Annotated in this window: 22 protein-coding genes and 3 riboswitches; of the genes, 3 read left to right on the top strand and 19 right to left on the bottom strand. The window is 60.8% G+C overall.

Annotated features, from left to right (window positions below; genetic code table 11):
• Positions 1-9: 9 nt before the first annotated feature.
• From rpsA to miaB, 12 genes are all read right to left on the bottom strand, one after another.
• A complete protein-coding gene (gene rpsA, locus MWU54_RS11995) occupies positions 10-1719 on the bottom strand; it encodes a 30S ribosomal protein S1 (protein ID WP_348647643.1) in 1710 nt (569 codons plus the stop codon).
• A gap of 232 nt (positions 1720-1951) precedes the next feature.
• On the bottom strand, positions 1952-2938 hold the full coding sequence (locus MWU54_RS11990; RefSeq protein WP_247083844.1) for an aldo/keto reductase: 987 nt from the start codon (positions 2936-2938) through the stop codon (positions 1952-1954).
• A 40-nt stretch (positions 2939-2978) separates the two neighbouring features.
• Positions 2979-3590, bottom strand: a complete 612-nt coding sequence (gene cmk, locus MWU54_RS11985; protein WP_247083841.1) for a (d)CMP kinase — start codon at positions 3588-3590, stop codon at positions 2979-2981.
• Complete coding sequence (locus MWU54_RS11980) at positions 3587-4303, bottom strand: tRNA (guanine(46)-N(7))-methyltransferase TrmB (protein ID WP_247083839.1); 717 nt, start codon at positions 4301-4303, stop codon at positions 3587-3589. The genes cmk and MWU54_RS11980 overlap by 4 nt, the downstream gene beginning before the upstream one ends.
• A 72-nt stretch (positions 4304-4375) precedes the next feature.
• Positions 4376-5557 carry a methionine adenosyltransferase gene (gene metK, locus MWU54_RS11975; RefSeq protein ID WP_247083831.1) on the bottom strand — a complete coding sequence of 394 codons (1182 nt, stop codon included), beginning with the start codon at positions 5555-5557 and terminating at the stop codon, positions 4376-4378.
• Between the two features lie 3 nt (positions 5558-5560).
• Positions 5561-5608, bottom strand: a riboswitch (SAM-SAH riboswitch).
• A gap of 33 nt (positions 5609-5641) precedes the next feature.
• Complete coding sequence (gene lnt, locus MWU54_RS11970) at positions 5642-7102, bottom strand: apolipoprotein N-acyltransferase (RefSeq protein ID WP_247083829.1); 1461 nt, start codon at positions 7100-7102, stop codon at positions 5642-5644.
• A 4-nt stretch (positions 7103-7106) separates the two neighbouring features.
• Complete coding sequence (locus tag MWU54_RS11965) at positions 7107-8045, bottom strand: hemolysin family protein (RefSeq protein ID WP_247083827.1); 939 nt, start codon at positions 8043-8045, stop codon at positions 7107-7109.
• A gap of 35 nt (positions 8046-8080) precedes the next feature.
• Entirely contained in the window at positions 8081-8584 is a 504-nt protein-coding gene (gene ybeY, locus MWU54_RS11960; protein WP_247083825.1) for an rRNA maturation RNase YbeY, read from the bottom strand.
• Positions 8585-8647: 63 nt separating this feature from the next.
• Positions 8648-9625 carry a PhoH family protein gene (locus MWU54_RS11955; RefSeq protein WP_247083815.1) on the bottom strand — a complete coding sequence of 326 codons (978 nt, stop codon included), beginning with the start codon at positions 9623-9625 and terminating at the stop codon, positions 8648-8650.
• 75 nt (positions 9626-9700) lie between these two features.
• Positions 9701-10006: a hypothetical protein gene (locus tag MWU54_RS11950; RefSeq protein WP_247083813.1), complete on the bottom strand. Its 306-nt coding sequence runs from the start codon at positions 10004-10006 to the stop codon at positions 9701-9703.
• 14 nt (positions 10007-10020) lie between these two features.
• Positions 10021-10518, bottom strand: coding sequence for an OmpA family protein (locus tag MWU54_RS11945; RefSeq protein WP_247083811.1), 498 nt, complete (start codon positions 10516-10518; stop codon positions 10021-10023).
• Positions 10519-10681: 163 nt separating this feature from the next.
• Complete coding sequence (gene miaB / locus MWU54_RS11940; protein WP_247083802.1) at positions 10682-12004, bottom strand: tRNA (N6-isopentenyl adenosine(37)-C2)-methylthiotransferase MiaB; 1323 nt, start codon at positions 12002-12004, stop codon at positions 10682-10684.
• Between the two features lie 113 nt (positions 12005-12117).
• On the opposite strand from miaB, the gene MWU54_RS11935 reads away from it, so the two are divergent.
• Positions 12118-12984 (top strand): glycosyltransferase family 2 protein, encoded by an 867-nt coding sequence (locus MWU54_RS11935; protein ID WP_247083788.1) that lies wholly within the window; start codon positions 12118-12120, stop codon positions 12982-12984.
• 79 nt (positions 12985-13063) lie between these two features.
• On the opposite strand, the gene MWU54_RS11930 is transcribed toward MWU54_RS11935, so the two are convergent.
• The 6 genes from MWU54_RS11930 to MWU54_RS11905 all read right to left on the bottom strand — a co-directional run bounded on the left by MWU54_RS11930 (position 13064) and on the right by MWU54_RS11905 (position 20476).
• Positions 13064-13855 (bottom strand): enoyl-ACP reductase, encoded by a 792-nt coding sequence (locus MWU54_RS11930; RefSeq protein WP_247083786.1) that lies wholly within the window; start codon positions 13853-13855, stop codon positions 13064-13066.
• A 17-nt stretch (positions 13856-13872) separates the two neighbouring features.
• Positions 13873-15102, bottom strand: coding sequence for a beta-ketoacyl synthase N-terminal-like domain-containing protein (locus MWU54_RS11925; protein ID WP_247083785.1), 1230 nt, complete (start codon positions 15100-15102; stop codon positions 13873-13875).
• A gap of 171 nt (positions 15103-15273) precedes the next feature.
• A complete protein-coding gene (gcvP, locus tag MWU54_RS11920; RefSeq protein ID WP_247083783.1) occupies positions 15274-18117 on the bottom strand; it encodes an aminomethyl-transferring glycine dehydrogenase in 2844 nt (947 codons plus the stop codon).
• Between the two features lie 104 nt (positions 18118-18221).
• On the bottom strand, positions 18222-18581 hold the full coding sequence (gene gcvH / locus MWU54_RS11915) for a glycine cleavage system protein GcvH (protein ID WP_247083781.1): 360 nt from the start codon (positions 18579-18581) through the stop codon (positions 18222-18224).
• An 18-nt stretch (positions 18582-18599) separates the two neighbouring features.
• Positions 18600-19724, bottom strand: coding sequence for a glycine cleavage system aminomethyltransferase GcvT (gene gcvT, locus MWU54_RS11910; protein WP_247083779.1), 1125 nt, complete (start codon positions 19722-19724; stop codon positions 18600-18602).
• An 87-nt stretch (positions 19725-19811) separates the two neighbouring features.
• Positions 19812-19877, bottom strand: a riboswitch (glycine riboswitch).
• Positions 19878-19880: 3 nt separating this feature from the next.
• A riboswitch (glycine riboswitch) is annotated at positions 19881-19967 on the bottom strand.
• Between the two features lie 38 nt (positions 19968-20005).
• The gene (locus MWU54_RS11905; RefSeq protein ID WP_247084052.1) at positions 20006-20476 is read right to left on the bottom strand and encodes an Rrf2 family transcriptional regulator; all 471 of its coding nucleotides are present in this window, start codon (positions 20474-20476) and stop codon (positions 20006-20008) included.
• Positions 20477-20557: 81 nt separating this feature from the next.
• On the opposite strand from MWU54_RS11905, the gene MWU54_RS11900 reads away from it, so the two are divergent.
• Together MWU54_RS11900 and MWU54_RS11895 are read left to right on the top strand one after the other, a co-directional pair.
• Positions 20558-21133, top strand: a complete 576-nt coding sequence (locus tag MWU54_RS11900; RefSeq protein WP_247083777.1) for a gamma-glutamylcyclotransferase family protein — start codon at positions 20558-20560, stop codon at positions 21131-21133.
• Positions 21133-22380, top strand: coding sequence for a DUF2254 domain-containing protein (locus MWU54_RS11895; protein ID WP_247083775.1), 1248 nt, complete (start codon positions 21133-21135; stop codon positions 22378-22380). Before MWU54_RS11900 ends, MWU54_RS11895 begins: the two co-directional genes overlap by 1 nt.
• Here MWU54_RS11895 and gltX read toward each other — a convergent pair.
• On the bottom strand, positions 22377-23714 hold the full coding sequence (gltX, locus tag MWU54_RS11890; RefSeq protein ID WP_247083773.1) for a glutamate--tRNA ligase: 1338 nt from the start codon (positions 23712-23714) through the stop codon (positions 22377-22379). The genes MWU54_RS11895 and gltX overlap by 4 nt on opposite strands.
• Between the last annotated feature and the right edge of the window lie 58 nt (positions 23715-23772).

The following is a 23772-nucleotide window of genomic DNA, read 5'->3' as shown; positions in this document are numbered from 1 at the left end:
CAAGGCGATTTAGTCGTCGCCGGACTTGAGCGCCGCGCCGAGGATATCACCCAGCGATGCGCCGGAGTCGGAGGAACCGTACTGCTGTACTGCCTCTTTCTCTTCTGCAATCTCGCGGGCTTTGATCGACAGACCCAGACGGCGGGTCTTGCTGTCCACGTTGGTCACACGCACGTCGACCTTGTCGCCGACATTGAAGCGCTCGGGGCGCTGCTCTGCGCGGTCACGCGACAGGTCGGAGCGGCGGATGAAGGACTTCATGCCTTCGTATTCCACTTCGATGCCGCCATCTTCGATGGCTGTAACCTGAACGGTGATGATCGAGCCACGCTTGGTGCCGCCAACCGCTTCGGCGAACTTGTCGCCGCCCAGCGCTTTGACGGAGAGCGAGATACGCTCTTTCTCGACATCCACTTCGGTGACAACGGCCTGAACCATGTCGCCCTTGCGGTAGTTCTGGATCGCATCTTCGCCACGCTCGTCCCAGGACAGGTCGGAGAGGTGCACCATGCCGTCGATGTCGCCGTCGAGGCCAACGAACAGACCGAATTCGGTGATGTTCTTGACTTCGCCTTCGACCTCTGTGCCCTCGGGGTGTGTTTCTGCAAACACTTCCCATGGGTTGCGCATGGTCTGCTTGAGGCCCAGGGACACGCGGCGCTTGGCACCGTCGATTTCCAGAACCATGACTTCGACTTCCTGGCTGGTCGACACGATCTTGCCCGGGTGCACGTTCTTCTTGGTCCAGGACATTTCCGAGACGTGAACGAGGCCTTCAACACCTGGCTCAAGCTCAACAAATGCACCGTAATCGGTGATGTTGGTGACGCGACCGGTGTGCGTGGATTCCAGCGGGTACTTGGCGGCCACCAGATCCCACGGATCTTCCTGCAGCTGCTTCATGCCAAGGCTGATGCGGTGTGTTTCCTTGTTGATCTTGATGACCTGAACCTTTACGGTTTCGCCGATCGACAGGATCTCGGACGGGTGGTTCACACGACGCCATGCCATGTCTGTGACGTGCAGCAGACCGTCTACGCCGCCAAGGTCCACGAACGCACCGTATTCGGTGATGTTCTTGACCACACCATCCACAGCCTGACCTTCGGTGAGGTTGCCGATGACTTCGGCGCGCTGTTCGGCGCGGCTTTCTTCGAGGATCGCACGGCGGGAGACAACGATGTTGCCCCGGCGGCGGTCCATCTTGAGGATCTGGAAGGGCTGCTTGAGACCCATAAGGGGGCCAGCGTCGCGCACCGGGCGCACATCGACCTGCGACCCCGGAAGGAACGCAACCGCGCCACCCAGATCAACAGTAAAGCCACCTTTGACACGGCCAAAGATCGCGCCTTCGACGCGGGCGTCGTCAGCATAGGCTTTTTCAAGACGGTCCCATGCCTCTTCGCGGCGGGCCATTTCGCGGGAGATAACCGCTTCGCCACGCGCGTTTTCAGCGGCACGGAGGTAAACCTCAACTTCGTCGCCAACAGAGATGTCGGGCGCTTCGCCGGGGTTTGCAAATTCTTTCAGATCAACGCGGCCTTCCATTTTGTAGCCGACGTCGATGATGGCCTGGCCTGCTTCAACAGCAATGACCTTGCCTTTGACAACGGACCCTTCGTCCGGTGTGTCCATTTCGAGGCTTTCGTTCAAAAGCGCTTCGAATTCTTCCATAGATGCGTTCTGAGCCATGTGGCGTCTGTTTCCTTTACGTATCACTTTATCTGGCCGCGCGGTTGTCTCCGCCGGTCTGGGGTTGGTGCCCGCACTTGAGGTGAGGCGATTGGTCAAGGCGTCCGTAAAACAAAGAGGGTCGGTGATTGCCGACCCCTGCTCGATCTTTGTCTATGGCTTTGATGCCTTATGCGACGCGCGCGGCCTAGCAGAGTAGGGTGTCCAGCGCAAGCGTTTGCGCTGTGTTTCCGGGATTTCGGCAACGATTGTCCGAAGTTCAGCAATACCGTTCCGGCCCGACCCATTGTTCGTCGGAATACCGGTCGCCGTGGGCCCATCCCGGAGGGAGAATCTCTGTGATGCGGGCCATGGTTTCATCGCTCAACGCGATCTCTGTGCCGCGCACCAGTTCCTTGAAATGCGCAACCGAGCGGGTGCCGGGAATCGGGATAACGTGGGACCCCTGGTGCATCACCCAGGCGATGGCCAGCGCGGCTGTCGGTTCGCCCAGGTCCTGCGCCAGCTTGCGCAGCTTTTCCGTTGCCGCGATATTGGCGGCGTAGTTCGGGGCAAGGAACCGGGGGTTGTTTTTCAGGAAGGGCAGCGTCGGGATCACGTCTGCGGCAAGCGGTGTATCGGTGAGCAAAGACCGACCGACAGGTGAAAACGCGACCAGCGCGGTGCCCAGTTCCGCGCATGTCTGCACAAGGCCCATTTCCGGCGCGCGTGTTGACAACGAGTATTCCGACTGCACCGCCGCGATGGGATGCACGGCTGCTGCGCGCCGCAATGACGATGGGGCGATTTCGGAAAAGCCGATGCTTTTGGCTTTTCCCTTTTCCACCAGACGCGCGAGCGCACCGGTGGCCTCTTCTATCGGCATGTCCGCCTGTCGGCGGTGGATATACATCAGGTCCACCGCATCGATCTTCATGCGGGCAAGGCTGTTGTCCAATTCGCTTTCAAGATGCTCCAGATCGTTGCGGAACTGGCGGTTTCCATCCGCGTCCTGGGTGATCCCGGCCTTGGTGGCGATGACAAAGCGGTCCCGGATCGACGCGCCGCGTTGTTCGAAAAAGCGGCCGATCGTCGTTTCGGACCCGCCCATGCCATAGACATTCGACGTGTCGATATGGGTCACCCCCAGATCAAGGGCAGCGTCCAGGATCGCGTGAGACTTTGCTTCAGTTGTGGCGCCGTAAAAATTGCCAAACGACATCGCACCGATGCCAAAGCGACGGGACAAGCTGTGTAGCGCATTCATGAGCGGTCTCCGGCTGTGCCACGGGACACCCCGCAGCACGTTACAATCGGTCTTTCACCGCCAAGATGGCGGCTTGAACCGCGGCGTCAATGCTCAAGGTGGTTGTGTCCAGTTGCACGGCATCTTCTGCAGCGCGCAAGGGCGCGTCGGCGCGTGTTGAATCGCGGGTATCGCGGGCTTTGACATCAGCCAGAACCGTGTCGAAATCGGTGTCGGCCCCGCGTTCCTGCAGTTCAGCAAAACGGCGCTGCGCCCGGATATCGGCGCTGGCGGTGACAAAAAGCTTCACCTCGGCCTGCGGGCAGATCACCGTGCCAATATCGCGCCCGTCCAGCACCGCGCCCCCGGCCCGGCGTGCGAAGGCGCGCTGAAAATCAAGAAGCGCGGCCCGCACTTCGGGAATGACGGCAACTTTCGACGCGGCCTGGGCGATCTCGGCCGTTCGCAGATCGGCATTGTCGAGATCCTCGGCCGACAGGTTTTGCGCCGCAGCGATGGGGTCTTCGCCGGTCAGCATTCGTGCGCCCACCGCGCGATACAACAGTCCGGTGTCCAGATGGGCAAAGCCGAAATGCGCCGCAACGGCTTTGCTGATCGTGCCTTTCCCGGCGGCAGCTGGCCCGTCAATCGCGACTGTAAAGGGGGTGGTCATGCCGGTTTCCGAAATGTCATGTAATGTGGGACGCGGTTTTCACGCAGCGCCTTTTGTTCGTAGCGGGTCGAGATCCAGTCACCCCAGGGCGTGCGCCAGTCAGAGGGACGTTCGGCCAGCCATTCGAACCCTGCCCTGGGCACTTCGATCATGGTTTGGCGGACGTAATCGGGAATATCGGTAGCCACGCGGAACTCTGCGCCCGGTGCCAGGCATGTGAAGAGCGGGTCGAGATGCTCTGGCGTGACAAAGCGTCTGCGGTGGTGGCGCTTCTTGGGCCACGGGTCGGGATAGAGCAGAAACGCCTTCTCCACCGACCCGGCGGGCAAAACATCGAACATGTCGCGCGCGTCACCGGGAAATACGCGCAAGTTGGTGACACCGGCATCGCGGATTTTGCCCAAGAGCATGGCGACACCGTTGATAAACGGCTCACAGCCGATGATCCCGACATCCGGGTTTTGCTGCGCCTGATGAACCAGATGTTCGCCACCGCCGAACCCGATCTCAAGCCAGATCGGTTTGCCGTCAAACAGCGCTTGGGTCTCCAGTGGCGTGCGCTCGGGGTTGTCTTCCCACGACACGGCACCCGGGCTGAGCGCCGCCAGGTCGCTTTCGAGATATTCCTTTTGGCTGGACCGCAGGGTCTTGCCTTTGAACCGGCCATAAAAGTTGCGCCACGGCGCACCGGAGGGGTGTTTGGTGTCAGTCATGGCGCGGGGTTTAGCGGTTGCGTGGATATCGGGCAACGGAGGCCGGACATTTTGTCCGGCCTGCCAGTGATCTTAAACCGAGGATTTCAGCGCATCCACCAGATCGGTGCGTTCCCAGCTGAACCCGCCATCCGCATCCGGCGCGCGCCCGAAATGGCCATAGGCCGCGGTGCGCTGATAGATCGGTTTGTTCAGTTCCAGATGGGTGCGGATGCCGCGTGGTGTGAGGTCCATCACCTTGGGAATGGCCGCTTCGATGGCCGCCGCTTCGAGATCGCCAGTGCCGTGTGTGTCGGCATAGATCGACAGCGGTTTCGACACGCCGATCGCGTAAGACAGCTGAATGGTGCAGCGATCCGCCATCCCGGCAGCAACCACGTTTTTCGCCAGATAGCGCGCGGCATAGGCGGCGGAGCGGTCCACCTTGGTTGGGTCTTTGCCCGAGAACGCGCCGCCGCCGTGCGGGGCCGCGCCGCCATAGGTGTCGACGATGATCTTGCGCCCGGTCAGGCCTGCGTCGCCGTCCGGGCCACCAATGACAAAGGTGCCGGTCGGGTTGACCCACCATTCGGTGTCGGCGCTGATCCAGCCGTCGGGAAGCACTTCGCGGATATAGGGTTCGACAATCGCACGGATGTCGGCAGAGCTTTGGCTTTCATCGGCATGTTGGGTGGACAGCACGATGGACGTCACGCCGACAGGTTTGCCGTTTTCGTAGCGCACACTGATCTGGGACTTTGCATCGGGGCGCAGCAGCGGCTCTGCACCGGATTTGCGCGCTTCGGCCAGTCGGCGCAGGATCGCGTGGCTGTACTGGATTGGCGCGGGCATGAGCGCGTCGGTTTCGTTGGTGGCGTATCCGAACATGATGCCCTGATCGCCTGCCCCTTCGTCCTTGCCCTCACCGGCGTCGACGCCCTGGGCGATATGCGCGGATTGCGGGTGCAACAGGTTGGTGATCTTGCAGGTGGCGTGATGGAACTTGTCCTGCTCGTAGCCGATATCCTTGATACAGGCGCGCGCGATATCCGGGATATGGTCCATGAAATCGGCCAGCTTGTCTTTGTCAGACAGGCCCACCTCGCCACCAATCACCACGCGGTTGGTGGTTGCAAAGGTTTCGGCTGCGACGCGCGCTTCGGGTTCTTCGGTCAGAAACGCGTCAAGAACTGCGTCTGAAATTCGGTCGCAGACTTTATCTGGGTGTCCCTCGGACACGGATTCCGAGGTAAACGTATAATTCTGTCGGGACATAAGTGCTCCATTGGGGTCTACCGCCACGTCAGGAAGCCGTTGTGGCGGGGGTATCTCACGCGGTACGCGTCTGGCTTGGCAAGGTCAATGGCGCGCGCGGCGATTGAGGCCGAACACTGCCGCAAAAGCCACGATCAGTGCAACAAGCGCCGCCCAATCGCCGGTGATGCTGTAGGGTGTGGGGGCCAGGGCTGCAGGGACCGGAACATCAATGAACCCCGCACGGCCCAGTGGCAGCTGGTCGATCATGCGGCCTGCGGGATCAATCACGGTCGAGATGCCGGTATTGGCGACACGGATCAGGGGGAGGCCCTGTTCGATTGCGCGCAGTCGCGCCTGCTGCAGGTGCTGCTGCGGTCCGGCATAGGTGCCGAACCACGCATCATTGGTGATCTGCAACAGGACATCCGGGCGGTCCGGTGCCGCGTTCACATCCTGCGGGAACACCGCCTCGTAGCAGATCAGCGGCAGCGCACGTCCCAGCCCGCCAAGGTCAATCAGCCGGGGCCCCGGTCCTGCCGCATAGCCTGACGTGGCCCGCGCCGCGAGACCCAGAATGTTGAACCGCGCGAAGAGCCCGGCAGCGGGCATGTATTCCCCAAACGGCACAAGATGATGCTTGTCGTAAAGCTGGTCCGTTTGGCCTTCTGCATCCAGCGTGACCAGTGAATTGTAGTAATTGCCCGCCTCCTCGCGCTGAATACCCAGAACAACCGGCGTTCCGGCGGCGGCATCTGCAATCACCTCGAATGCCGGGCCCGCGTTGTGAAGCAGGTTCGGGACCGCCGTTTCCGGCCACACGATCAGATCCGGTGCCGGCAGTTGCGCGGTGAAATCGACCTGCCTTTGGAAAAAGATCGGGATATGGTCGGGATCCCATTTTTGATGCTGTGGCGCATTTGGCTGGATCAACCGCACCACGGGACGGTCCTCAAGGACGGGCGCTGCCGGGGTCAGGGCGACCGCGCCGAACCAGCCCAGACATGCCAACGCTCCCGCCGGGAAGAGCCACATGCGGTTTGACACGCCCTGTGCGGTCATCGCTGCAAGCAACACCGTGGCCAGCGTCACGCCATGGGGGCCAATGACACTGTGCCACTGCACCACCGGTGTGGAAGCCCAGACATAGCCCAGCAACCCCCAGGGAAACCCGGTCAGCACATAGGCGCGCGCAAGTTCAGCAAAGGCCCAGACGACCGCGATGGCAAATGGCGTTTCGCTCAGGCGACGCCCCAACCAGAATGCCCCCGCCCAGAACAGCGCCAAACCGGCGGCCATCCCAACCAGCGCAAACGGTGCCATCCATCCTGTGGCCGCCGCGTCGACCTGAAACGGTTCCAAGATCCAGCGCAGTGACACGGAAAAATAACCGATGCCGAAGAGCCATCCGGTCCAGGCAGAGGATCTGGCGGTGAGGTCAAACCGGACCAATGCCAGCACCGCAACCGAGGCCAATATAGCGGCCCACAAAAGATCGAAGGGCGGCTGGCCCAGCGCAAACACGCCGCCAAGGGCCATGGCCGTTGTGCGGCGGAGATATGTCATGGTGTCAGGCGGAGGATGCGGCCGCAGCGTCCGCGGTATCGCGCCGCTGGGCACGGTCGGCCGTGGCGGTTGAGGTCACGTGAACCCGCATCCGCTTGATCCGGCGCGGGTCGGCGTCGATGACTTCGAATTCCGGTCCCTCGGGGTGTGGTACCACTTCGCCGCGCGCGGGAACGTGGCCCGCCAGCATGAACACCAGCCCGCCAAGCGTTTCGATCTCTTCGGCGTCGATATCGTCGTGGTCGGTCAGTTTGACACCAATTTCGGATTCAAATTCATCCAGCGGCGTTCTTGCAAAGGCCATATACACACCCGGCTTTTCGCGGGTGAAATTGCGGCCTTCGTCCAGATCATGCTCGTCTTCGATCTCACCAATGACCTGTTCGATCAGGTCTTCGATGGTCACAAGACCGTCCACGCCACCGTATTCGTCGATCACCAGCGCCATGTGACGCCGCTCGGTCTGCATCTTGGTCAGCAACACACCGATCGGCATCGACGGTGGTACGAACAGCAAGGGGCGCAGCAATTGCTTGAGATCGAACGCGCTGCTGTCCTTGCCGTTAAAGCCGTGGCTGAGCGCGAAATCCTTGAGATGCGCCATGCCGATGGGCGTGTCCAGCGTCCCGGTGAACACCGGCAGGCGGGTCATACCGCTTTCGCGGAACACATCCACCAGTTCGGATTTGCTGATCGTGTCGGGAACGGACACGATATCGGCACGCGGCACAGCTACGTCTTCGACGCGCATCCGCCGCAGGTTCATCATCCCATGAATTGGCGCTGTTACCCGCGCCACGTGTGTCGCCGGATCTTCTTCGGGAGTACTGTCTTTTGTCCCGAACAATCCTGCGATCCGGGCCAATACACCGCCCGTGGAAGTCGTGTCTGTCATCTGCTGCGCGCTTTGCGCCGCGTTAGACGAATCGTCGCTGTCGCCCATCGTTTCCTGTTCCGGTAAAGGTCACATGACCTGTCTCAACTCCTATATGGGTCCGGAAGACCCATTTTGCCAAGTATTTCCGTTTCAAGTCGTTCCATCAGCGTGGCATCGCCGTCACGGACGTGATCGTATCCCAGAAGATGCAGCACGCCATGCACGATCAAATGCGTGACATGATGGTCAAACGGTTTTGCCGCATCGGACGCCTCGCGCAGGCAGGTTTCATAGGCAATCGCGATATCCCCCAGGCCTTCGCCCATGCGCGGATCAGCGGCGGGGGGCGGTTCCGGCGCACCGCCTTCGTCAGGGGCGGCCAGATCGTAGCTTGGCCAGCTGAGCACATTTGTCGGGGTGGGCTTCTTGCGAAACTCTGCGTTTAACGTCGCGATCTGCGCGTCATCACAGGCCAGAACGGCGATTTCATAGCCATCGACAGGCAAGGCCAGATGCGTCAGCGCGGCAATGGCCGCGGTTTCGGCAAGCTCTGCAAGACCCGCGTCTTGCCAGCGCGGATCTTCGATGACGATGTCAGTGAGCATGGTCACATGACGTGATTGGGGGCCAGCCCCCAAACCCCCGAGGTATTTTGAAACCGAAGAAGATCAGAGCGTTTCAGCATCTTTTTCATATGCCTCGATGATGGCCGCGACGAGCGGATGCCGCACCACGTCTTTCGATGTGAAGTAGTTGAAGCTGATTTTCGGGATATGGGTGAGAAGCCGTTCGGCGTCGCGCAGGCCAGAGGCCACGCCGCGCGGCAGGTCGATCTGGGTGCGGTCGCCGGTGATCACCATGCGCGAGCCTTCACCCAGGCGGGTCAGGAACATCTTCATCTGCATGGAGGTAGCGTTTTGCGCTTCGTCCAGCACGACAAAGGCGTTCGACAATGTGCGGCCGCGCATGAAGGCGAGCGGTGCGATCTCGACCGTTTTTTCCTCGATCATGCGGGCAAGCTGTTTGCCGGGCAGGAAATCATTCAGCGCGTCGTAGAGCGGCTGCATGTAGGGGTCGACCTTGTCTTTCATGTCGCCCGGCAGGTAGCCCAGCTTTTCACCGGCCTCGACCGCAGGGCGGCTGAGGATGATCTTGTCGACCTGACCGGTGATGAACATGTTCACGCCCACAGCCACCGCAAGGTAGGTTTTGCCGGTGCCTGCGGGCCCGATGCCGAAGGCCAGTTCGTTTTCGAACAAGGACCGCACATAGGCTTTTTGCGCGTCAGTGCGCGGCTCGACCAGTTTCTTGCGGGTCTTGATTTCGACCGGGCCACCTTCGAACATTTCGATCTGGGTGTCCGGTGTCGTTTCCTCCGGCGCCATGCGGAATTCGCGGTCGATGTCGCCGGGATTGACGCTGCGCCCCTGTTCGAGCCGCTGGTAAAGCGCCATCAGGACGTCACGCGCTTCTTCCTGCGCATCGAGTTCGCCGTGAATGGCAAGCTGATTCCCGCGGCGCAGGATCTGCACGCCAAGACGGGTTTCAATTTCGGTCAGGTTGCGGTCGTATTCGCCGCAAAGGTCGATGAGCAAACGGTTATCAGGAAATTCTACCAGCGCTTCTGACAAGGTGTCTGTGGTCACACGGATCTCCGGTGCAAGGGGTGCAGTGGAAGGGTCGCAAGTTCCGTCATCCAGTGCAAGTTGTCACCTCTGACATCACAATGCGTCCCCGATCAGCGAGGATGACCCCGCCTTGAAATTACCGATGGCGGTGCTGCTTTCGGAATGATTGCCAGAGCAGACCGGACGACCCCGTTTATCAAGACGGGGCGACAGATACCCTTCGACACCGTCATCAATGATCCAGTGATCGCAGCCGTTCGGGTCAATCCAGATGCCGGCCTGAAGTTCGCTGAGGGGTTTGTCATCCCAGCCGCGATCCACGCTCTTGTCCGGGCTTGGGCGTTCGCAGGCCGTTGCAGTGATAAGCGCGAGGCCACACAGATAGGTTATCGGACGCATCGGGGGTCTCTCCTTCACCGCAAACACAGGATTTCCACCCGGCGGTTTTTTGCCATGCCGGATGCGCTCGCGTTGCTTGCAATGGGGCGGCGTTCGCCGAACCCGCGCACCGAGTAGACCCGCGCGCCCGATTGCTGGGCCACGCGCGCCACGGCCTGTGCGCGCCGTTCGCTAAGCGCCATGTTGGAGCGGTCCGAGGCGCGGCTGTCGGTATGGCCTTCGATGACAAACCCGTTTGCCGCGTTCGCCGCAAAGAAGTTGCGCAGGCTTTGCGCCCCGCCCGCGGCCAAGGTCGCACTGCCAGACGCAAACATCGTGTCCGTTGGCACGACGGCGCAGCGGCTGACCTTGTGGCACACCGGCGTTCCGTCACGGCGCAGATGGGGGCTCATAAAGCCCTCGACACCGTCATCCATGACCCAATGTTCACACCCGTCCGGATCAATCCACACGCCGGGAATATACTGTTCACTCTGCTTGGCCACCGACACAGTCGGTAGTGCCAGCGCCACACTCACTACGATTGCGGATATCCGCCGCATCATTCCCGCATCCCCCGTTCGGATGGTCGATAAGCCAACGGCTTTGCCGACCGATTCAGCAACATACTACCAGAGACTGCGGTTCAGGAAAGAGAGAACCTCAATATATCGCGGTGAGACCAAGATATGCGGTCTAGTCCAGAAGCTCCCCGCGCAGGGAATTGCGTTGGCTTTCAACGATCCGAACACGTCTGAGATCCCCCGGCTCGATGCCATCGGCCATCACATGCACGGCATGCAGATGATCGGATTTGCCCACCATTTGTCCGGAGTCGCGTCCGGGTTTTTCGAACAGGACGCCCACCTCTTTGCCCACCATCGCATCCTGCACCGCCTTTTGCTGTTTGGTGATCAGGGCTTGCAGGCGTTGCAAACGATCGTCCTTGACGTCTTCTGGCAGTTGGTCCCGTTCCGCCGCCGGTGTGCCGGGGCGGGTCGAGTATTTGAAGCTGTAGGCATAGCCGTAGTTCGACGCGCGGATGATCTCCAGCGTCGCCTGGAAATCTTCTTCGGTTTCTTCCGGGAACCCGACGATGAAGTCACCGGACAGCAATAGATCAGGGCGCGCCGCGCGCAGCTTCTCGATGATCCGCAGGTAGCATTCGGCGGTGTGCTGGCGGTTCATCCTTTTGAGGATGCGGTCGCTGCCGGACTGCACGGGCAGATGAAGATAGGGCATCAGTTTTGGACAGGTGCCATGCGCCTCAATCAGTTCGTCGGTCATGTCGTTGGGGTGGCTGGTGGTGAACCGGATACGCTCCAACCCGTCCACATCATTCAGCGCCCAGATGAGGCGTGCCAGCGACCAGTCACCGCCCTCTCCGGCCCCGTGATAGGCATTCACGTTCTGGCCCAGCAGGGTGATGTCGCGCACGCCGCGCTCTACCAGATCGCGCGCCTCTGTCAGGATGCGGTCGGCGGGGCGGCTGACTTCGGCGCCACGGGTATAGGGCACGACGCAGAACGCACAGAACTTGTCGCAGCCTTCCTGAACGGTGAGGAATGCGGTTGGGCCGCGTTTTGCCTTGGGACGGTTCTTGAGAACCTCGAACTTGTCTTCTTCGGGGAAATCGGTGTCGAGCGCCTTTTTCCCGTCCTGGACCTTGGCTTCCATCTCGGGCAGGCGGTGGTAGCTTTGCGGGCCGACGACCAGATCCACCATCGGTTGACGGCGCATGATTTCCTGGCCTTCGGCCTGCGCGACACAGCCCGCCACGCCAATCTTGAGGTCCGGTTTCGCCGCTTTGAATTTCTTGTAGCGGCCCAGTTCCGAATACACCTTTTCCGCCGCTTTTTCGCGGATGTGGCAGGTGTTCATCAGGATCATGTCGGCATCCGCCGGATCCGACGTTTCCACATAGCCCTGCCCGCCCAGCGCTTCGGCCATGCGTTCGCTGTCATAGACGTTCATCTGACAGCCATAGGTCTTGATGAAAAGCTTCTTCGGCTCGGACACGGGGCCAATCCTCCGGACAGGTTTCAAGCCGTGCCGATACCGCAGAATGCCCCCGTCTTGCAATGCACGGTTTTTTCATTGAGTCTGGGCGAAAATCCCGCAGAGGTCCCCTCATGCGCTATGCAGGCATAAACGACTTACTTTCCCAAAACCCCAAGGCGCTGGCCACAGGGCCCATTGCGCTGGTCTTTGCCGAAGACGCGGTCGAGATCGACACAACGTTGCGCCACAATCTGCAGCTTGGTTTCAAGGCGGTCATCGTCTTCATGATGCCTGACTTCGAACTTGCACCGGATGTTGAAGAGCGTGTTCTGCGGGTGGATGCCAATGTGGCCCGCGACGACAATCGCGAGGCAATCGTCAACGCGGTGATCGCGAAAGCGCCCGGCATCTGGATGTATGTGTGCTACAATGCGGAATTCCTGTTCTTCCCGTTTTGCGAGACCCGCACCATCGGCGAATTGCTGGCCTTCCACACCGAAGAACGCCGCGATGCGATGTTGTGTTATGCCGTTGATATCTATGCCGGGGATCTGGAACGGAACCCGGATGCGGTGAATATCGAAGACGCGTATCTCGATCGGTCCGGATACTACGCGCTGGGACGTCCGGACCCTGTCACGACCCATCCCCGCGAACGGCAATTGGATTTCTTTGGCGGGTTGCGCTGGCGATACGAGGAACATGTGCCGCCCGAGCGGCGCAAGATTGACCGCATCGCGCTGTTCCGCGCAAAGCCGGGGCTTGAGCTGCAAAAGGATCACACGTTCAACGATCAGGAATACAACACCTATGCCTGCCCCTGGCACAACAACCTGACGGCCTGCGTTGTGTCGTTTCGCACCGCCAAGGCGCTCAAGCGCAACCCGGGATCAGCGTTCGAGATTGAAACCTTTCGCTGGCACAATTCTGTGCCCTTCGAATGGCATTCGCGGCAATTGCTGGATCTTGGACTGATGGAAACCGGCCAATGGTTCTAGGCGTGTAACGTTCAGCGCGCGACGGGTGGTGACCTTAGCGTTCTTGCTGCGCGCGACCTAAGCAGCGGCCAGCCACCTCTCAGAGGTTTTCGTATTGCGGCATGCCCAGAACGTGGAAGCCACCGTCGACGCGAATGGTTTCGCCAGTGGTACAGGCCCCTGCGTCTGACGCCAGATAGACCGCCGTGCCTCCAACCGCCTCAAGCGTCGCATTGGATCGCAACGGCGCGTTGGTGTCGGTGTGCTTGTAGGTCTTGCGCGCCCCGCCAATCGCGGCCCCCGCCAGCGTTTTCATCGGACCGGGAGAGATCGCGTTCACGCGGATGCCTTCGGGGCCAAGATCATTGGCAAGGTATTTCACCGACGCTTCGAGCGCCGCCTTGGCGATGCCCATGACGTTGTAATTCGGCGTCACGCGGGTGGAGCCCATATAGGTCAGCGTCAGCAGCGTGCCGCCATTGTCCACCATCAGCGGATGCGCGCGGCGGGCCACGTCGATAAAGCTGTAGGCCGAGATATCGAGCGAGGTTTTGAAGTTGTCGCGCGATGTGTTCAGGATCCGGCCCGTCAGTTCGGATTTGTCCGAAAACGCGATGGCATGGACCACGAAATCAATCGTCGGCCAGCGCGCGCCAAGCTGTTCAAACGCCGCGTCCAGAGACGCGTCATCCGTCACATCGACATCCACCATGAAGTCAGACCCGACAGAAGCCGCCAGCGGCTCCAGCCGTTTGCCGAACGCGTCGCCCTGATAGGTGAAGGCCAGCTCTGCCCCGGCCTCTGCCATCGCCTTGGCGATGCCCCACGCGATGGAGCGCTCATTGGCGACCCCCATGATCAAACCGCGTTTGCCGTGCAACTGACCTGTCATCGTCCAACCTGTCCTGATTAATCGGTGTATTTCGACATCAACATCGACCCGTTGGTCCCACCAAAGCCAAAGGAATTGGTCATGACCGTATCAAGGCCTGCGTTTTCCACCAATTCGGTGGCGATTTCAGCAGGTTTCAACGCTGGATCAAGCGTTTCGACGTTGATTGACGGGATGATGAAGTCGTTCTGCAGCGCCAGAAGGCAATATATCGCCTCTTGCGCGCCGGTTGCGCCCTGGCTGTGGCCGGTCATGGACTTGGTCGAGCTGACGGGCGGTGTCTGGCCATCGCCAAACACGCGGCGGACCGCTTCAATCTCGCCCACGTCGCCCACGGGCGTCGATGTGCCGTGTGCGTTGATGTAGCTGACCTTGCGCCCCTCGGGGAGCGTTTTCAGCGCGCCACGCATCGCGCGTTCGCCACCTTCGCCGGAGGGCGCGACCATGTCGGCGCCGTCGGAGGTTGCGGAGAACCCTGTGACTTCGGCATAAATGTTGGCCCCCCGGACCAAGGCCCGTTCGAGCGGTTCCAGCACCACGATGGCCCCGCCACCCGAAATCACGAACCCGTCGCGATCCGCGTCAAAGGCGCGGCTTGCGCGCTCGGGGGTGTCGTTGAATTTCGAAGACATCGCGCCCATTGCGTCGAAGAGGCAGGACAAGGTCCAGTCCAGCTCTTCCCCACCGCCTGCGAACATCACGTCCTGCTGACCCAGCGCGACCTGTTGGGCGGCCATGCCGATGCAATGCAGGGATGTGGAACAGGCCGAGGTGATCGACATGTTCATACCCTTGATCTGGTACGCCGTGGCAAGGTTCGCACTGACGGTCGAAGACATCGTCTTGGGCACCGCAAAGGGACCGATCCGTTTGGTCGCCCCGGTTTTGAGCACCGTCTGGTGCGCCGCCAGCATCGCGCTCGTGGAGGGCCCGCCCGAACCTGCGATCAGACCGGTCATCGGGTTGATGACCTCGGCCTCGGTCAGGCCCGCATCGGCAATCGCCTGCCCCATCGCAATATGCGCATAGGCCGCACCCGGCCCCATGAACCGCAGCGTGCGTTTGTCGACATGGTCTGCCAAATCCAGATCAATGGCACCCGCGACCTGCGACCGGAACCCGTGTTCCTGCATATCCGCATTCGCGGTAATTCCCGACGTGCCTGCCTTGAGCGAGGCCAGAACGGCGTCTTTGTTGGTCCCGATGGACGAGACAATCCCCAATCCGGTTACGACAACTCGGCGCATCACGGCTCCTTACAATTGTTGCAAGTGTGTGTAGGGGAATGTGGGGGGGAGGGGCAAGCAGATTGCCAGCGCCCCCGGACATTCGGTTTTGTAACGCAAAAGGCCCGATCGCGGGGACGACCGGGCCATTTGGATTGTTTGAACGTCAACGAGGCTGACGGGAAACTGCGCTTACTCCGCAGCCTCCTGGTAGCTTTCCATGGGTGGGCATGTGCACACCAGATGCCGGTCGCCATAGGCGTTGTCGACACGGTTGACCGGAGGCCAGTATTTGTCGACGCGGAACGCTCCGGGTGGGAAACATCCCTGTTCCCGCGAATATGGGCGATCCCAGTCTTTCACGAGATCCTCCATCGTGTGCGGTGCCAGTTTCAACGGGTTGTTCTCTGCATCCATCTCGTCCTTTTCGATGGCGCGGATTTCCTCGCGGATTGCCAGCATCGCGTCGCAGAAGCGGTCAAGCTCTGCCTTGGTTTCGGATTCGGTTGGTTCCACCATCAGGGTTCCCGCCACGGGCCAGCTCATGGTGGGGGCGTGGAAGCCGCAATCAATCAGGCGCTTGGCGATGTCTTCGACCGTCACGCCGGCTGACTTTTCGAACGGGCGTACATCCAGAATACACTCGTGCGCAACGCGCCCCTGTTCGCCACGGTAGAGCACGTCATAGGCCCCTTGCAGCCGTGTTGCGATGTAGTTGGCATTCAGGATCGCCACGCGTGTGGCTTGCGTGAGACCGTTGCCGCCCATCATCAGGCAGTAGGCCCACGAGATTGGCAACAGCGACGGAGACCCGAACGGTGCCGCACTGACCGCGCCTTCGCCCTTGAGCGGATCAGATGGCAGATGTGGCACCAGATGCGCTTTGACCCCAATCGGGCCCATGCCCGGTCCACCCCCGCCATGCGGGATGCAGAACGTCTTGTGCAGGTTGAGGTGGCTGACATCGCCGCCCAGATCGCCGGGTCGGGACAAGCCGACCATCGCGTTCATGTTGGCCCCGTCGATATAGACCTGACCGCCGTGATCATGGGTGATCTTGCAGACATCCTTCACCGTGCCTTCGAAGACGCCATGCGTTGACGGGTAGGTGATCATCGTCCCGGCAAGGTTGTCCGAATGCTGTTCGGCCTTGGCGCGGAAATCCTCAAGATCAATGGACCCGTTATCGTCGCATTTCACGGGAACCACTTTCCATCCGACCATCTGTGCAGAGGCCGGGTTGGTGCCGTGCGCGTTGACCGGAATAAGGCAGATGTTGCGATGCCCCTGCCCGTTGGCCCGGTGATACCCGGCAATCGACAAAAGACCGGCATATTCGCCCTGCGCCCCCGAGTTGGGCTGCATCGAAATCGCATCATAGCCGGTGATGTCGCACAGTTTGGCGTTCAGGCTGTTGATCAGTTCGTGATAGCCCTCGACCTGATCATCGGGAACATAGGGGTGAATATCTGCAAATTCCCGCCAGCTGACCGGCATCATTTCCGCCGCTGAATTGAGCTTCATCGTGCAGGACCCCAGCGGGATCATCGCGCGGTCCAGCGCCAGATCGCGGTCCGCCAGTCGGCGCATGTAGCGCATCATTTCGGTTTCCGCGCGGTTCATGTGGAACACGTCGTGCTGAAGATACTCGGACGTACGGATCAGCGCGTCGGGCAAACGGTATTCCGGGGTCAGATTGTCATCGGCCTTGAGCAATCCAAACGCGCGCCACACCGCTTCGATCGTTGCGGGGCGAGACCGTTCGTCCAGCGTGATGCCGACCTTGGTGTCGCCCACAGCCCGCAGGTTCAGACCTTCGCGCACGGCGGCCTGCAGCACACCGCGCTGGAGCAGGCCGACATCAACGGTGATCGTGTCGAAATACGCCTTTGGTTCGACCTTGAAGCCCGCAGCTTCCAGCCCTTTGGCCAGACGCACGGTCTTGCGGTGAATGCGCTGTGCAATCGCGCGCAGTCCCTTCGGCCCATGGAACACGGCATAGAACCCGGCCATCACGGCCAGCAGCGCCTGCGCGGTGCAAACGTTCGATGTCGCTTTTTCGCGGCGGATATGTTGTTCGCGGGTCTGAAGGGACAGGCGGTAGGCCTTGTTGCCGTGGCTGTCGATGGAGATCCCGACAATCCGTCCCGGCATCGCGCGTTTATAGGCGTCTTTGGTCGCCATGTAGGCCGCGTGTGGACCCCCATATCCCAAAGGCACGCCAAAGCGCTGGGTAGACCCCACCGCGATATCCGCGCCCATCGCACCCGGCTCTTTCAGCAGGCAGAGCGCCATCGGATCAGCCGACATGATGGCAATTGCCTTGGCCGCGTGCAGGGCTGCGATGTCGTCTGTGAAATCTCTCAAATGGCCATAGGTGCCGGGATACTGGAAGACGGCCCCGAAGACCGCCTCGGGGTCCATGTTGGCGACATCATCAACGATGATCTCGATTCCCAAGGGCGCGGCGCGCGTTTTCATGACCGAGATGTTCTGCGGGTGGCAGTTTTCATCAACGAAAAACGCCTTGGCTTTGGATTTGGCAACACGCTGCGCCATGGTCATCGCTTCGGCGCAGGCGGTGGCTTCGTCAAGCAAGGAGGCGTTGGCAATCTCCAGCCCGGTCAGATCGCTGACCATCGTCTGGTAGTTCAAGAGCGCCTCAAGCCGGCCTTGCGAAATCTCGGGCTGGTAGGGTGTATAGGCGGTGTACCAGGCCGGGTTTTCAAACACGTTGCGCTGGATTGCCGGCGGGGTGACCGTGCCGTGGTAGCCCATGCCGATCAGCGACGTGAGAACCTTGTTCTTGGACGCGGTCTGGCGCATGTGCCACATCAATTCGCGCTCGGACAGGGCTTTGCCAAAGTCGAGCGGTTTTTCCTGACGGATCGATTCCGGCACCGTCTGGTCGATCAGGTCATCGAGGGTCGAGACGCCAAGGGCGGCCAGCATGTCGGCCATTTCAGCGGGCGACGGGCCGATATGGCGTCGGTTGGCGAAATCATAGGGTAAATAGTCGATGGCATCGTAACCCATGGCACTCTCCTTGCGAGTCGAAACGGCGCGCCGTCTCTTGAGATCAGTTTTCAAAAGCAGACCGCCCCGACACTTGCACATGACGCGCCGGGGCAGTTGGTAGATCAGCCGATGAAGGCCTTGTAGGCGGCTTCATCCATCAGGTCGTCCAGCGCCGACATGTCTTCAATCTTCAACTTGAAGAACCACGCCTCGCCCTCGGGATCGTCGTTGACCTTGCTGGGTTCATCCACCAGCGCCTCATTCACTTCGGTGATTTCCCCGTCCAGCGGGGCCAGAATGTCGGATGCCGCTTTCACGGATTCGATCACGACGATCTCGTCATCCTTGCTGACGGTCGTGCCGGCATCGGGCAGTTCGACGAACACGACATCCCCCAATTGTTCGGCCGCGTGTGCGGTGATCCCGACCACGACTTCGTCGCCTTCGACCCGCAGCCATTCATGTTCTTCAGTGTACTTCATAAGTCCCTCTTTGATGGATTATCGTTTGAAACCAGGTGCCGCGAAGGGCGTTTTTGCGACCGCAACAGGCAAGCGTTTGCCCCGCACTTCGCCAAACAGCGCGGTGCCAACCGCGGCATGTTCCGCGTCCACATATCCCATGGCGACGGGTGTCCCGACGGTCGGGCCAAAACCACCCGACGTGACCGTGCCAACCGGCGCTGTGGCGTCGGCGCTTGCAAACAAGGCTGTGCCTTCGCGCATGGGCGCGCGGCCTTCCGGCAGAAGCCCAACGCGTTTGCGCGCCACGCCATCGGCCATTTCGCCAAGGATGCGCGTGTCGCCCGGGAACCCGCCCTGACGGTCACCGCCGGTGCGGCGGGATTTCTGGATGGCCCAGGTCAGACCTGCCTCGACCGGCGAGATTTGGGCGTCAATGTCATGGCCATAGAGGCACAATCCCGCTTCGAGCCGCAGCGAGTCGCGCGCCCCCAAACCGATGGCTTCGACCGCGTCATGGGCCAGCAACGCCTTGGCCAGATCTTCGGCAGCGGCGACGGGCACCGAAATCTCGAACCCGTCTTCGCCGGTATATCCTGACCGCGACACCCAGCATTCCGCCCCGGCCAGCGGCACGGTTGCGACGTCCATGAACGCCATCTCGGCAACCATTGGATGGTGTTCAGCCAGAACGGCTTCGGCCTTTGGGCCCTGCAGCGCCAGAAGCGCGCGGTTCTCCAGCAGTTTCACGGTAACATCGGGTTCAAGCGCGGCGCGCATCCGGGCCACATCGGCGTCTTTGCAAGCCGCGTTCACCACGACGTAGAGATGATCCCCCCGGTTGGCGAACATCAGATCGTCTTCGATGCCGCCGGCCTCGTTGGTGAAAAACCCGTAGCGCTGACGACCTTCGGCCAACCCAAGCACATCCTGCGGGATCAGCGTTTCCAGTGCCCGCTTTGCCGCCTCGGGATCGGGCGCGCGCAAGATCACCTGGCCCATATGGCTGACATCGAACAGCCCGGCGGCCGCACGGCAGTGCAGGTGCTCTTTCATCACGCCAAGCTTGTATTGAACGGGCATGTCATATCCCGCAAACGGCACCATTTTCGCACCCAGCGAAACGTGCAGATCGTAAAGCGGCGTGCGGTGTAAATCGCTCACGCTATATCCCTTCCCAACGGGCCGGGCGATTTCTAAGAAACATCCGGCATATTCCAAAATGCGCGATGCGCATTCGTCCTATGCCCCCTCTGTCCTTTTGCCTGAGATCGTTATCCCTTCGGCGCCTTGGGCAATGCCAAGATCTCTCCAGAGTTTATTTCCGCGACGGTCCTTCAGCCTGAGAGTTTCCGGGGGCGGTTGCTCCTTCGGCACCGGCTGTGCCGATTCTCCCATCGTGGATGTGTACAGTGGTAGACCGAATCGCGATCCGGCTCAAGTGGTCAAACGGCCAGCGCGGCATCTCGTTCCGCGCAGCCCTTGCCCGGGTTCAGAATATTCATCAGCGCCTCGTTCTGACAAATCAGGGCATCCAGCGTGATGGGGTCCAGCGAGCGGTAAAACGCCTCGACCGCGTCGGTCAGCGCGGTGCGCAGGCGACATGCCTCTGTCAGCGGGCAGGTGTTGTCGACATCCGCAAAGCATTCGGCCAGAGGCACGGGCGCTTCAAGAACGCGGAACACGTCGCCGATCTTGATGTCTTCGGCGGGGCGCCCAAGGGACAATCCGCCGTTGCGTCCGCGTTGTGTGTGAAGAAAACCGAGCTGACCAAGTTGATTGATCACCTGGGCAAGATGGTTTTCAGAGGCATTGCAGCACTCAGCGATTTCTGCTTTCGTCACCAGCCGTCCGGCATTTGCCGCACAAAACATCAGGACGCGCATCGCGATATTGGTCCGTTTGGTCACTCGCAAGGGAAACATCCTTTTTGTTCAGTTGGCCAATGCTATCGCTTCGTGCAAAGCTGTCCTTGATATACATCAAACGGGCGATACGTGTCTAATTCCGTCAAACACCCTCATTTCTTTGGCTATGGCTCGCTGGTGAACCGCATGACACACCAGTTCGATCCCATCCATCCATCGCAGATTTCCGGCTGGCGGCGTGTCTGGCATCGCGCGCCGGTGCGTCCGGCGGCGTTTCTGTCGGTGGTGCGCGATGCGGATGCAACGATTGACGGTGTCATCGCACCGGTGCCGGACGACAACTGGGCCGATCTGGACGCGCGGGAATATGCCTATGACCGCATTCTGGTCACCGAAACGGTCAGCCACACCGCCGTGGCGGTGCGCGATGTCTCGATCTACGCCATTCCACCTGACCATGCCGCACCGCCGGACGAGGACCATCCCATCCTGCTCAGTTATGTCGATGCCGTCATTCAGGGCTACCTGCACCATTTTGGCGAAGACGGTGCGACGCGCTTTGCCCATGGCACCGAAGGGTGGGACACTTGCGTGCTCAATGATCGCGACGCGCCGATCTATCCCCGTGCCCAGGTGCTGAGCCTGACCGAACGGGAATGTGTCGATGATCTTCTCAGTGATCTGCGCGTGCGGGTGCTTGCCTGATGCGCGCGCGACTGTGGCTCTTGATCAACCGGCTCTGGCGGCAACCGGGCATCCGGATCTCGGCTTTTGGCGCAGCAGCGTTGGTAATTGCTCTGATCGCGCCGCTTCTGGACAGGTCGCTTCCCGAAAGTCTGGTCGAGCGGTTTTCCCGCGACGCGGTTCTGCCGATCCTGAACATCCTTGCGTCGTCCATGCTGGCCGTGACCACGTTTTCTCTGGGTATCATGGTGTCGGCCTTCCGGTCCGCCGCCGGTCAGGCCACCCCGCGTGTTTACCGTATACTGATGCAAGACATGACCACGCAAAATGTCATGTCGGTGTTTGTCGGCGCGTTTCTGTTTTCGCTTGGGGCCATCGTGATGTTCCGGGCACATTACTATGGCGACTCCGCTGCGGTCATCGTGTTTGCCATGACGCTGATCTGCATCTTCCTGATCATCGTGGCCATCCTGCGCTGGATTGCTCATCTCAGCCAGTTGGGCAGCCTTGATCACACGCTGGCGCTTGTCGAAAAGACCGCGACGCCGCCATTGGTCAGTCTGGCCAAGCGGCCCAATCTTGGTGCGCGGCCTGCATCAAATGCACCGCGGCTCCCCGATGGGGCGCTCCCCTTGTTGTCGCCGAAATCCGGGTTCGTGCAATTCATCAGCCTTTCCGAGCTTAATGAAAAGCTTGAGGACGCGGACGCGAATTTGTGGGTCACCACACCGCCCGGCAGCTGGGTGCTCAAGGGCATGCCCTTGGCCTATGTGGACCGGTCCGATGACCCCGAGGCGTTGATCGACAATTTCACCTTGGGCGACGAACGCACGTTTGAACAGGACGCGCGCTTTGGCATCGTGATCCTGTCAGAGGTGGCCTCGCGGGCGTTGTCCCCGGGCGTCAACGATCCCGGCACCGCGATTGACGTGATCCACCGCATCGAACGCATCCTGTGGGATCTGGGCCAGAGGATGACGGACGAGGACCGCGAGACTGAGGTGCGCTATCCGCGTGTCATCATTGGCAGTGTGTCTGCAAAGAACCTGATACAGGACGGGTATTCCGCGCTGATGCAGGACGGCGGCAACCGGTTTGACGTGATGGCGCAGATGCTGAAAGCCACCAACCGGCTGAGCCGCAGCGACTGGTCCGAACTGGCACAGGCGGCAGAGGCCGCGCGCGACAGCGCCCTGGGCATCATTGATCGTCGGATCGACGACCCGGACGCGGTCAAGACGCTGCGCGAAAAGGCCAAGCAAGCCTAGCTTTTGGCCAGTTTCCGGGCTGGAATGGACTGCATCAAAGGCAGCAAATCCGCCATCTCGGGGCCGCGTTCCTGACCGGTGATCGCTTTGCGCAGCGGCATGAACAGGCCTTTGCCCTTGCGACCGGTTGCGGATTTCACCGCTGCAGTCCAGGTGCTCCACGCATCTGCGGGCAAGGGGCCTTCGGGCAGCAACGCCATGGCTTCGGCGACAAAGTCTTTGTCTTCGTCGGCCACCATCGGTTCGGCCCCTTGAGACACCAGCGTCCACCACTGGGCGATGTCCTTGCGGGTGGTGATGTTGGCCCGTGCCACACCCCAGAAGGCTTCGGCGATGTCATCCGGAACGCCCAGCGCGGCCAATTCGTCTTTCATCACCGCATAATCAAGCCCGTGCAACTTGCGCGCGGTCAGCGGAAACAGGTCTTGTACGTCGAATTTGGTTGGGGCCGATCCAAACTGATCGAGGTCGAAGCCCTCGGCGATCTCGTCCAGAGAAGCGCGCAGTTCCACCGGTTGGCTGGACCCCAGACGCGCCATCAGGCTTAGCAGCGCCTCGGGCTCTACGCCCTGTTCACGCAGGTCGCGCAACGCGAGGGTGCCCAGACGTTTGGACAGCGACTCGCCCTGTGGGCCGGTCAGAAGCGAGTGGTGCGCAAACGCCGGAACGGTGCCACCCAGGGCGCGGATCATCTGGATCTGCGTTGCGGTGTTGGTCACGTGGTCGGACCCGCGCACGACGTGGGTCACCCCCATATCGGTGTCATCGACAACCGACGCCAGGGTATACAGAACCTGACCGTCCGCCCGGATCAGCACCGGGTCAGACACGCTGGCCGCATCAATCGAGATGTCGCCCAGAATGCCGTCATTCCATTCGATCCGCTCCTGATTCAGCTTGAAACGCCAGACGCCATCACCACGCTCTGCGCGCAGGGCGTCCTTGTCGGCCTCCGACAACGCCAAAGCGGCGCGGTCATAAACCGGCGGCTTGCCCATGTTCAGCTGTTTCTTGCGCTTGAGGTCCAGTTCGACCGGCGTCTCGAACGCTTCATAAAAACGCCCCATACCCCGCAGCTTGTCCGCGGCCTCGGCATAGCGGTCAAGGCGCTCGGACTGACGCTCGACCCGGTCCCATGTCAGGCCCAGCCATTCCAGATCCTGCTTGATGGCGTCGACATATTCTTCTTTCGACCGCTCGGGATCGGTGTCGTCGATCCGCAGGATGAACGTCCCACCCGACTTGCGGGCGATCAGGTGATTGAACAACGCGGTGCGCAGGTTACCAACATGGATGTAACCGGTGGGCGACGGTGCAAAACGGGTGGTGGTCATGGGGGAGCCTCCTGTAGGCGCGCCCTTTCCCATATGGCGCAGGGTTTGTCCAGAATGC

This window comes from Marivita sp. S6314, assembly GCF_023015985.1.
GTDB lineage: Bacteria > Pseudomonadota > Alphaproteobacteria > Rhodobacterales > Rhodobacteraceae > Marivita.
The sequence above is the reverse complement of the archived record's forward strand: the minus strand, read 5'-3'. Positions and strand labels throughout refer to the sequence as shown.

What these genes read in the sequence shown, in the direction of transcription:
- MWU54_RS11990 (WP_247083844.1), bottom strand. Translation starts at nt 2,938, where the DNA reads ATGAATGCGCTACACAGCTTGTCCCGTCGCTTTGGCATCGGTGCGATG.
- cmk (WP_247083841.1), bottom strand. Translation starts at nt 3,590, where the DNA reads ATGACCACCCCCTTTACAGTCGCGATTGACGGGCCAGCTGCCGCCGGG.
- MWU54_RS11980 (WP_247083839.1), bottom strand. Translation starts at nt 4,303, where the DNA reads ATGACTGACACCAAACACCCCTCCGGTGCGCCGTGGCGCAACTTTTAT.
- metK (WP_247083831.1), bottom strand. Translation starts at nt 5,557, where the DNA reads ATGTCCCGACAGAATTATACGTTTACCTCGGAATCCGTGTCCGAGGGA.
- lnt (WP_247083829.1), bottom strand. Translation starts at nt 7,102, where the DNA reads ATGACATATCTCCGCCGCACAACGGCCATGGCCCTTGGCGGCGTGTTT.
- MWU54_RS11965 (WP_247083827.1), bottom strand. Translation starts at nt 8,045, where the DNA reads ATGGGCGACAGCGACGATTCGTCTAACGCGGCGCAAAGCGCGCAGCAG.
- ybeY (WP_247083825.1), bottom strand. Translation starts at nt 8,584, where the DNA reads ATGCTCACTGACATCGTCATCGAAGATCCGCGCTGGCAAGACGCGGGT.
- MWU54_RS11950 (WP_247083813.1), bottom strand. Translation starts at nt 10,006, where the DNA reads ATGCGTCCGATAACCTATCTGTGTGGCCTCGCGCTTATCACTGCAACG.
- MWU54_RS11935 (WP_247083788.1), top strand. Translation starts at nt 12,118, where the DNA reads ATGCGCTATGCAGGCATAAACGACTTACTTTCCCAAAACCCCAAGGCG.
- MWU54_RS11930 (WP_247083786.1), bottom strand. Translation starts at nt 13,855, where the DNA reads ATGACAGGTCAGTTGCACGGCAAACGCGGTTTGATCATGGGGGTCGCC.
- MWU54_RS11925 (WP_247083785.1), bottom strand. Translation starts at nt 15,102, where the DNA reads ATGCGCCGAGTTGTCGTAACCGGATTGGGGATTGTCTCGTCCATCGGG.
- gcvP (WP_247083783.1), bottom strand. Translation starts at nt 18,117, where the DNA reads ATGGGTTACGATGCCATCGACTATTTACCCTATGATTTCGCCAACCGA.
- gcvH (WP_247083781.1), bottom strand. Translation starts at nt 18,581, where the DNA reads ATGAAGTACACTGAAGAACATGAATGGCTGCGGGTCGAAGGCGACGAA.
- MWU54_RS11895 (WP_247083775.1), top strand. Translation starts at nt 21,133, where the DNA reads ATGCGCGCGCGACTGTGGCTCTTGATCAACCGGCTCTGGCGGCAACCG.
- gltX (WP_247083773.1), bottom strand. Translation starts at nt 23,714, where the DNA reads ATGACCACCACCCGTTTTGCACCGTCGCCCACCGGTTACATCCATGTT.